We start from the raw sequence: 9,505 nt of genomic DNA, 5'->3' as shown, positions 1-9,505 counted from the left end.
GGTGCGCGGCCACGCTACCGGAGCGGCTCGTGGCGGGCGACCGTTTTGCGGGCCGGCCGCGAGGGCCGGGCCGGGGGCGGGGCCGGGGGCGGGGCCGGGGCGGCGGGGCCGGGGGCGGGGCCGGGGCGGCGGGGCGGCGTACGGGACGGCGCCGCCGGGCCGGGCCGGCCCGCCGGCGCCGTACGGGACCGGCCGCCCGGCCTATGCCTCCGCCCGGGCTTCGAAGCGGGCCCGCGTCCGGCGGACCGCGGGTCACCGACCCGCACCGGGCCGGGCCGGCGCCGTACGGGACCGGCCGGTCGGTGCCTCCGGCCGGGCCTTGCGGCCCGTCCGTGTCCGGGCGACCGCGGGTCACTCGCCGATCGTGCCGAACGCAGCGCGGCCCGTGGGGCGGTACGTGTGGATGGCCGTGCCGGCGGAGGTGGTGCGGGAGTGCGTGACCTCACAGGCCGTGGGGAGGCCGCCCGTCGGGAACAGCCGTCGGCCGGCGCCGAGGAACACCGGGAAGACGAGCAGGTTCAGCTCGTCCACGAGGTCGCGGGCCAGCAGCCACTGGGCCAGTGCCCCGCTGCCGTGGACCTGTAGCTCGCCCTCGGTGGCGTCCTTCGCCCGTACGACCTCGCTCTGCAGCTGCTCGCCGTCGATGACGGTGGTACCGGCCCAGGCGGGCTCCTTCAGGGTGGTGGAGGCCACGTACTTCGGCAGGCCGTTGAGGCGGCTCGCGATCGGGTCGGCGGGATCGGTGTGGCGCGGCCAGTACCCGGCGAAGATCTCGTACGTGCGGCGCCCGAGCAGGAAGGCGCCGGCCCGGCCGAAGACTTCGGTCATGAACTCCCCCATGCCCTCGTCGGCGAACGGCGCGAGCCAGCCGCCGTAGTCGAACCCGCCGCTGCGGTCCTCGTCCGGCCCGCCCGGGGCCTGCATCACGCCGTCGAGGGTCAGGAAGGTGGTGAGGGTCAGCTTGCCCATGGCTCTGCGCTCCCGGCTCGGTACGTCACTGCTCGGTGGATCACTGCCCGGTGGGTCACCGCCCGGTGGCCACCGCTCCGGTTCAGACTTCCCGCGATTCCGTGACTCATCGGTGCGGCGCGCGTGAACGCCACGTCCGATTCCCGCCAGCGCCCGCTTCCGGTATCCCATCTCATTGAACACGCAACCACTTGACGGGCGAACGAGGGAGAACACCGTGAACGGCAAAGTGGCACTGGTGACGGGCGGCAGCCGGGGCATAGGGGCCGCGACGGCCCTGCGGCTGGCCGAGGACGGCGCGGACGTCGCCTTCACCTACCGGACCGGCGAGAAGGAGGCGGCCGCGGTACTGGAGGGGATCGAGGCGACCGGGCGGCGCGGACTCGCCGTCCGGGCCGACGCGGGCGACCCGGAGGCGGCCGCCGGGGCGGTGGAGCGGACCGTACGGGAGCTCGGCCGGCTCGACGTCCTCGTCAACAACGCGGGGGTCGGCGTGCTCGGCCCCCTGGAGGAGCTGACGACGGCCGACGTGGAACACGTCCTGGCGGTCAACGTCCGGGGCGTCTTCCTCACCACGCGGGCGGCGGCCCCGAGGCTCGGCGCGGGCGGGCGGATCCTCACCATCGGCAGCTGCATGACCCAGCGGGTGCCGGGGCCGGGCGGCACGCTCTACGCCATGAGCAAGTCGGCGCTGACCGGGCTGACCAAGGCGCTGGCCCGGGAGCTGGGCGGGCGCGGCATCACCGCGAACATCGTGCACCCGGGACCGGTGGACACGGACATGAACCCGGCGGACGGCCCGTACGCCGGCCCGCAGGCCGCGCTGACGGCCCTCGGCCGCTTCGGCACGCCCCGGGAGGTGGCGGCCGTGGTGTCGTTCCTGGCGGGCCCGGACGCCGCGTACGTGACGGGCGCCGAGTTCTCGGTCGACGGCGGCCACGCGGCGTAGCCCGGCCCGCGACGCACCGAAGGGGCGCACCGCCGGGCGGTGCGCCCCTTCGGGCCGTGTGCGCCCCGGGGGTGTCGGCCCCCGGGGCGTTCGCGGGCGGGAGGCGTCAGCCGCCCAGTTCCTGGTGGCGGGCGGCGTGGGCGGCGGTGCCCGCCTCCGTCAGCGAGCCGTACAGGCGCAGCCGGGAGAAGCCGCCGTCCGGGAAGATGTCGATCCGGACGTGCGTGCCGACCGCCGGGGCGTCGAGCACGAAGCGGTGGTTGGTGTCCGGCTGCAGGCGGGTGCGCGGCAGGAACTCGGTCCACTCGCCGTCCTCGCCCGTCTTGACGGACAGCGAGGCCCAGCCGGCCGAGTTGCCCTTGAGGTACGCGGTGTCGATCTCGACGGCGCGGATCTCGGACTCGGCGGCGAGCTGGTAGCGGATCCAGTCGTTGCCGTTGTCGCGACGGCGGGCGGTCTCCCAGCCGTCGTCCATCTTGCGGGAGCGGCCCGGGTTGATGGTGTTGGCCGGCGGCGAGTAGAAGCGGTTCGACGCGTCCTCGACCGAGCCGCCGTTCTCCAGCGCGACGACGTCGAACGTGCCCAGCGCGGCGAGCCACTTCGGGTCGGTGCGTACCTCGCCGTGGACGCGCAGGCGGGCGATGCCGCCGTCGGGGTGCTGGTTGACGCGCAGGTGCGTGAAGCGCTGCTCGACGTTCACCTCGAAGCCGTTGGCCGCGTGGCCGCCGACCGGGGTGCGCTCGACGAGGGTCGTCCACTTCACGTCGTCGGAGAGGAGCTCCCGCGCGGTCGGGGAACCCGCGACCGCGGCGCCCTGGACCGACACGGCCTGCGGCATGTTGCCGCGGAAGTGGGCGGTGTCGACGATGATGCCGCGGATGACGCCGGGGGCGCCCAGGCGGACGAGCGCCCAGTCGTGGTCCTCGGCGGTCGGCCAGGGCTGGGTGGCGGAGACGCCGCGGCGGCGGCGGGTCTCCCAGCCGTCCATGACCTTGCCCTTGTGGCCGAAGTCCTCGGGGTCGAAGTGCGCGGCCTCGGAGATCAGCAGGTTCTCGCGCTGGGCGAAGAACTCGTCGTTGGCCTCGATGACACCGGCGCCCAGCTCACGGGCGGCGAGGTTCGCGTACTGGGTGAAGGGGAAGTCCGCGGTGCGGTAGTCCGCGTACGGGTCGCCGCCTCCGTACGGGTTCGCATTGCCGGTGAAGGTCGCAATCGCCACTGTCAGTTCTGCCTTTCGAGGAGGAGGCCCGTGGGCTCGGTCGGGGTGCCGTGGTCCGCGATCCGCGTGCCGCGCAGCCAGGTGGACTTCACGACACCGTGCAGGGTCTTGCCCGCGTACGCCGTGATCCGGTTGCGGTGGTGCAGTTCCGCGGGGTCCACGGTGAAGGTCTCTTCGGGTGCCAGGACGGCGAAGTCGGCGTCGCGGCCGGCCTCGATCGCGCCCTTCTGCGCCAGGCCGGCGAGGGCGGCCGGGGCGGTGGACATCCAGCGCACGACGTCCTCCAGGGAACGGCCGCGGCCGCGCGCCTCGGTCCAGATCGCCGGGAGACCCAGTTGGAGGGAGGAGATGCCGCCCCACGCGGTCGCGAAGTCGCCGGTCTTCAGGTCCGCCGTGGAGGGCGAGTGGTCGGAGACGATGCAGTCGATGGTGCCGTCGGCGAGGGCGTCCCACAGGAGGTCCTGGTTGGCGGCTTCGCGGATGGGCGGGCAGCACTTGAACTCGGTGGCGCCGTCCGGGACTTCCTCGGCGGTGAGGGTGAGGAAGTGGGGGCAGGACTCGACGGTGATCCGGACGCCCTCGGCCTTGGCCGCGGCGATCAGCGGAAGCGCGTCGCTGGAGGACAGGTGCAGCACGTGGACGCGGGCGTTCAGCCGCCTGGCCTGGTCGACCAGGTTCTGGATCGCGGTGTTCTCGGCGTCCCTGGGGCGGGAGGCGAGGAAGTCCGCGTACTTGGGGCCCGGGTTCTGCGGGGCCGACTCCAGGTGGTGCGGGTCCTCGGCGTGCACGATCAGCAGGCCGCCGAAGCCGGTGATCTCGGCGAGGGAGGTGGCCAGCTGCTCCTGGTCGAGCTCGGGGAACTCCTCCACGCCGGAGGGCGACAGGAAGCACTTGAAGCCGTAGACCCCGGCGTCGTGGAGCGGGCGCAGGTCCTTGACGTTGGACGGGAGGGCGCCGCCCCAGAAGCCGACGTCCACGTGCGCCTTGGTGCGGGCGACCTCCTGCTTGACGCGGAGGTTGTCGACCGTGGTGGTGGGCGGCAGGGAGTTGAGCGGCATGTCGAGGATCGTGGTGATGCCGCCGGCCGCGGCGGCGCGGGTGGCCGTCCAGAAGCCCTCCCACTCGGTGCGGCCGGGGTCGTTCACGTGGACGTGGGTGTCGACCAGGCCGGGGAGCAGGACGTCGTCGCCGAAGTCCTCCAGCCGGGCTCCGGCCGGCACCTCGGCGTCGTGTGCCAGCACGGCCGTGATCTTCCCGCCGGCGACGGCCACCGAGGCGGCGCGCGTCCCCTCGGGGGTGATGACGCGTGTCGAGCGCAGTACCAGTTCCACAGCCACGTCGGACACCGGAACCTCCCCATCTACTTCCACAGAGCGAAATTCAACGTTCTGTTGACGGAGTCTTCACGGCGATCCCTGACCAGTCAAGAGCGCCCGGACGGACCACTGACGCACCTGGACCGCAATTGGATGTTTCCACAGGATGGAATTAAGATTTCACGATACAGAATGTAGCTACCACCACCGGGAGCGGGCGGGCAACTTCCGGAAGGATGTCCGCCACCAGGACAAACCGCCTCTGACCGGCGGGGACGGCGGCTCCCCTGGCCTAGGGCCGACGCTGACCGACCGGTAGGCTGCTTCCTTGCCTGCCAGCACCGAAAGGACCGCGCCCGTGCCGACGTCCAGCGCCAGCACCACCGACGCTTCCGCGAAGCCCACCGCCGCCAGCGGTGGCGTCCAGTCCCTTGAGCGCGCCTTCGATCTGCTCGAACGCATGGCCGACGCGGGGGGCGAAGTCGGCCTCAGCGAGCTCTCCGCCGCGAGCGGCCTGCCGCTGCCCACCATCCACCGCCTGATGCGCACCCTCGTGGCGTGCGGCTACGTACGCCAGCAGCCCAATCGACGGTACTCCCTCGGCCCCCGCCTGATCCGCCTCGGCGAGTCCGCGTCGCGGCTGCTGGGCACCTGGGCCCGGCCGTACCTCGCCCGCCTGGTCGAGGAGACCGGCGAGACCGCGAACATGGCCCTGCTCGACGGCGACGAGATCGTCTACGTCGCCCAGGTGCCGTCCAAGCACTCCATGCGCATGTTCACCGAGGTGGGCCGCCGGGTGCTGCCGCACTCCACCGGCGTGGGCAAGGCGCTCCTCGCCTACACCCCCGCCGACGAGGTGCGCGCCCTGCTGGCCCGCACCGGGATGCCGGCCGCGACCGAGAAGACCATCACCACGCCCGAGGGCTTCCTGGAGGCCCTGGAACAGGTCCGCAAGGTGGGCTACGCGGTCGACGACAACGAGCAGGAGATAGGAGTCCGGTGCCTCGCGGTCTCGGTGCCGAACTCGCCGACCGCCGCCGCGATCTCCATCTCGGGCCCGGCCGGCCGGGTGACCGAGGCACTGACCGACTCGATCGTGCCGATCCTCCAGGGCATCGCCGCCGAGCTGTCGGTCGCCCTGTCCACCCAGAACCCTCCCGCCTGACCGACTGCGTACGCGAAAGCCCCGGCCCCCTCCGGTACGGGGGAGCCGGGGCTTTCGCGTACGCCCCCCCGTCGCGGCGCCGGGTTTGTACGCCGTCTCAGCGGGCCGCGGCCGGCTCCGGGCTCTGCGTGAGGCGGCCGTCGGCCATCGTGGCCGTACGGTCCATCCGGTCCAGGTGGGCGTGGTCGTGGGTGACCAGCACGGTCGCCGTGGAGCGCTCCCGGGTGAGGTTCACCAGCAGGTCGAGCACGGCCGCGCCGCGCTCGTGGTCCAAGGCGCTGGTCGGCTCGTCGACCAGCAGCACCGAGGGCTCGTTCATGAGGGCGCGGGCGATGTTGACGCGCTGGCGCTGGCCTCCGGAGAGCTGGTGGGGCCGCTTGCCGGCCTTGTCGGCCAGGCCCACCGCGTCGAGCAGCTCCAGGGCCCGGCGGCGCAGCCGCGCGGCTGGCCGGCCCGAGAGGTGGGCCATCACCTGGAGCTGCTCGGCAGCGGTGAGCGAGGCCAGCAGGTTGGGCTGCTGGAAGACGATGCCGATCTCCTCGCGGCGCAGCGCGGACTTCTCGGCGGCGCTCAGCCGGGCGGTGTCGCGGCCCGCGACGACCACCCGCCCCGCGTCCGGGGTGACCAGCGTGGCGGCGACGGCCAGCAGGCTGGACTTGCCGGAGCCGGACGGGCCCATGACGGCCGTCAGCGTACCGGCGGGCGCGTCGAGGGTGACCGCGTCCAGGGCGGTGAGCCGCCCGTCGCCGTCGGGGTAGGTGAGCGTGACGTCGTGGACGAGCAGGGTCATCGGACGCTCCCGAGGGCGGTCAGCGGGTCTACGGCGGTGATCCGCCGGACGGACAGGGCGGCGCCGAGCGCGCCGAGCGCGATCATGACCGCGGCGGGGACCAGCACGGTGGCCGCGTCGAGCACGAAGGGCACGTCGCCGCCGCTGATCAGCGCCCCGAGTCCGGCGGCGAGTGCCGTACCGAGCCCCGTTCCGACGGCGAGCATGACCACGGCCTGGCCGAGGGCGTCCTTGAGCAGGTAGGGGGTGGAGGCACCGAGTGCCTTCAGGACGGCGATGTCGCCGCTGCGCTGGATCGTCCAGACCGTGAAGAACGCGCCTATGACGAGGGCGGAGATGGCGAACAGGAAGCCGCGCATCAGCTGGAGCGAACCGTTCTCCGAGGTGTAGGAGCCGATGGCCCCCAGAGCGTCGTCGACGCTCCGGGTCCGGGTCCCGGCCGCCCCGTCGCCGGCGGCGGTGACCGCGCCGGGAGCGTCCAGGGCGATGACGGTGGCGAGGGTGTCGAGGGAGGTTCCGGGGTTGCCGAGGCGCTGCCAGTCGTTGAGGTCCATCCACACCACCGGGGTGTGGCTGAAGGCCGCGGCGGCGGAGACGGCCGCGACGGTCAGTTCGAGCGGGCCGATCCTGAGCTTCCCCCCGGCGGCGAGCCCGCCGAGCTCCTTCGCGGCCTTCTCCGTCAGCACTACCTGTCCCTGGGTGAGGCCGGAGCCGCGGGGTGCGACCCGGCCGCCCGGCTCGACGCCGAAGACGGAGACGGCGGCGGTGCGCTCACCCGAGACGGCGTTGGTGGTGCGGATGCCGACCGGTTCGGCCGACTTCACCCCGGGGCGGGCGCGCCAGGCCAGCCAGGCCTTCTCCGGTATCTGGGAGTTGGTGAACGAGACCTTCTGGCCGCCGGGGGGCGCGGCGAAGGACAGGTGGGTGGCGGGCAGTCCCGTGACGGCCGAGATGTTCTCCCGGGCCAGTCCGGAGGTGAGCCCGGACAGCAGGCCGACCAGCAGCGTGATCAGCAGGACCACCGAGCCCATGAGGGCGAACCGGCCCTTGGCGAACCGTAGATCTCTCCATGCGACGAACATGTCCCCCACCTTGGTGTTCCGCGTGGGCACAAGGCATCGCGCCACAGTAGTGATCCTCGTACCGAAGGGACGGCCCAGACATCAATCTTTCGGTTGACCGGGACCCGCGGCCGCCCGCTTACGCTGGTCCGGCCATGCCTGCTCCGGAATCCCGCTCCCTGACCCCCGTCTCCCGCGTCCTGCGGCTGTGCCTGCACGCGCTGCTCTTCGGACTGCTCGCGCTGGCCGCCGGCCGCGCCCTCGCCGACGCCGCGCCCCGGGCCGGGTGGGTGCTCGCCGCGTGCGCGCTGCTCGCCGCCGTGTACGCGGCCGGCGTACGGGCGCCCGCCGTGCACCGTTCGCCCCGCGCCGGGGCGCTCTGGCTGGCCGGGCTGGGCGCGGCCTGGGCGGCGCTGCTCGCGGTCTCCCCCGACGGCCTGTGGATCGCCTTCCCGCTGTACTTTCTGGAGCTGCACCTGCTGCGGCTGCGCTGGGGCGTGGCGGCGGTCGCGGCGACGGCCTGCGCGGCGATCGGCGGGTTCCTCGTACACAGCGACGCCGCCACCCCGGGGGCGTTCCTCGGACCGCTGCTGGGCGGGGCCGTGGCGGTGGCGACCGTACTGGGCTACCAGGCGCTGTACCGCGAGAGCGAGCGGCGCCGCGAGCTGATCGAGGAGCTCATCACCACCCGGGCCGAACTGGCCGCGGCCGAGCGGGGCGCCGGGATCCTGGCCGAGCGGGAGCGCCTGGCGCGGGAGATCCACGACACCCTGGCCCAGGGGCTGTCCTCGATCCAGCTGCTGCTGCGCGCGGCCGAGCGGGCCCTCGCGGAGGGCCGTACCGCAACGGCCGGCGACGCCGCGCACGCGGCGGCGCTGGCCCACATCGCACGGGCCCGCGGGGCGGCCCAGGAGAACCTGGCGGAGGCGCGCAGCTTCGTACGGGCCCTCACCCCGCCGGACCTGGAGCACGGCTCCCTCGCGGCCGCCCTGGAGCGGCTGTGCGCGGGGGTTCCGGGGCCGCGGGTGCGGTTCTCCCTCAGCGGCGCCCCGCGCGTGCTGCCCACCCCGTACGAGGTGGCCCTGCTGCGGATCGCGCAGTCGGCGCTGGCCAACGTCGTGCGGCACGCGCGGGCGGGGCGCGCCGAGATCACCCTGACCTTCATGGACGCCTCGGTCACCCTGGACGTCGTGGACGACGGGCAGGGCTTCGAGCCCTCCTCGGCCGCGGCCTCCGGGGACGGCGGCTTCGGGCTGCCGGCGATGCGCTCGCGGGCCGAGACGCTGGGCGGGCTGTTCACCGTGGAGTCCGACCCGGGCCAGGGCACCGCCGTGGCCGTCACCCTGCCCCTGGCCGCGGAGGTCCTGCGATGACGATCCGGCTGCTGCTGGCCGACGACCACCCGGTGGTACGGGCCGGGCTGCGCGCGGTACTGGACACCGAGCCCGGCTTCGCCGTGGTCGCCGAGGCCGCGACCGCCGAGCGGGCGGTGGAGCTGGCGGCGGCCACCCCGGTCGACGTGGTCCTGATGGACCTCCAGTTCGGTCCCGGCATGCACGGTTCCGCGGCCACCGCGCTGATCACGGCCCGGCCGGGGGCGCCCCGGGTGCTGGTCCTGACCACGTACGACACGGACGCCGACATCCTGGCGGCGGTGGAGGCCGGAGCCTCGGGCTACCTGCTCAAGGACGCTCCGCCGGAAGAGCTGGCGGCCGCCGTTCGGACGGCCGCCGCGGGCCAGTCGGCGCTGGCCCCCGCGGTGGCGCTGCGCCTGATGGACCGGATGCGGACCCCGGCGGAGGCCCTGACGAAGCGGGAGCTCGAGGTGCTCCAGCTGGTCGCGGACGGCCTGTCGAACCAGCAGATCTCCAAGAAGCTCTTCCTCAGCCAGGCCACCGTCAAGTCCCACCTGGTCCACATCTACGCCAAGCTCGGCGTGGACTCCCGCACCTCGGCGGTGGCGGCGGCGGGCGGCCGCCGGCTGATCCGCACCCCGTAGGTCTTCTGCACGGGTCCGGGGCCGCAGGGGGGCCAGC

Annotated in this window: 9 protein-coding genes; 4 read left to right on the top strand and 5 right to left on the bottom strand. The window is 73.8% G+C overall.

Annotated features, from left to right (window positions below; all coding sequences use genetic code 11):
* Nucleotides 1–351 precede the first annotated feature (351 nt).
* Nucleotides 352–969: a dihydrofolate reductase family protein gene (locus OTB16_RS12850; protein ID WP_267720250.1), complete on the bottom strand. Its 618-nt coding sequence runs from the start codon at nt 967–969 to the stop codon at nt 352–354.
* 217 nt (nt 970–1,186) lie between these two features.
* On the opposite strand from OTB16_RS12850, the gene OTB16_RS12845 reads away from it, so the two are divergent.
* The gene (locus OTB16_RS12845; RefSeq protein ID WP_267720249.1) at nt 1,187–1,918 is read left to right on the top strand and encodes a 3-oxoacyl-ACP reductase family protein; all 732 of its coding nucleotides are present in this window, start codon (nt 1,187–1,189) and stop codon (nt 1,916–1,918) included.
* A gap of 106 nt (nt 1,919–2,024) precedes the next feature.
* Here the strand turns inward: OTB16_RS12845 and alc are convergent, their stop codons facing one another.
* The gene (gene alc / locus OTB16_RS12840; RefSeq protein ID WP_267720248.1) at nt 2,025–3,137 is read right to left on the bottom strand and encodes an allantoicase; all 1,113 of its coding nucleotides are present in this window, start codon (nt 3,135–3,137) and stop codon (nt 2,025–2,027) included.
* A 2-nt stretch (nt 3,138–3,139) separates the two neighbouring features.
* The gene (allB, locus tag OTB16_RS12835; RefSeq protein ID WP_383913399.1) at nt 3,140–4,474 is read right to left on the bottom strand and encodes an allantoinase AllB; all 1,335 of its coding nucleotides are present in this window, start codon (nt 4,472–4,474) and stop codon (nt 3,140–3,142) included.
* Nucleotides 4,475–4,811: 337 nt separating this feature from the next.
* Here allB and OTB16_RS12830 point away from each other — a divergent pair, with 337 nt between their 5' ends.
* Complete coding sequence (locus tag OTB16_RS12830) at nt 4,812–5,618, top strand: IclR family transcriptional regulator (protein WP_267720246.1); 807 nt, start codon at nt 4,812–4,814, stop codon at nt 5,616–5,618.
* 97 nt (nt 5,619–5,715) lie between these two features.
* Here OTB16_RS12830 and OTB16_RS12825 read toward each other — a convergent pair whose 3' ends face one another.
* Together OTB16_RS12825 and OTB16_RS12820 are read right to left on the bottom strand one after the other, a co-directional pair.
* Nucleotides 5,716–6,408 (bottom strand): ABC transporter ATP-binding protein, encoded by a 693-nt coding sequence (locus OTB16_RS12825; protein ID WP_267720245.1) that lies wholly within the window; start codon nt 6,406–6,408, stop codon nt 5,716–5,718.
* On the bottom strand, nt 6,405–7,490 hold the full coding sequence (locus OTB16_RS12820) for an ABC transporter permease (protein ID WP_267720244.1): 1,086 nt from the start codon (nt 7,488–7,490) through the stop codon (nt 6,405–6,407). The genes OTB16_RS12825 and OTB16_RS12820 overlap by 4 nt, the downstream gene beginning before the upstream one ends.
* 134 nt (nt 7,491–7,624) lie before the next feature.
* Here OTB16_RS12820 and OTB16_RS12815 point away from each other — a divergent pair, with 134 nt between their 5' ends.
* Nucleotides 7,625–8,842, top strand: coding sequence for a sensor histidine kinase (locus OTB16_RS12815; protein ID WP_267720243.1), 1,218 nt, complete (start codon nt 7,625–7,627; stop codon nt 8,840–8,842).
* Nucleotides 8,839–9,468, top strand: coding sequence for a response regulator (locus OTB16_RS12810; protein ID WP_267720242.1), 630 nt, complete (start codon nt 8,839–8,841; stop codon nt 9,466–9,468). The genes OTB16_RS12815 and OTB16_RS12810 overlap by 4 nt, the downstream gene beginning before the upstream one ends.
* The last annotated feature ends 37 nt before the right edge of the window (nt 9,469–9,505 follow it).

This window comes from Streptomyces antarcticus, from assembly GCF_026627255.1.
GTDB classification, from domain to species: domain Bacteria; phylum Actinomycetota; class Actinomycetes; order Streptomycetales; family Streptomycetaceae; genus Streptomyces; species Streptomyces antarcticus.
This window is presented reverse-complemented; position numbering and strand designations above follow the sequence as displayed.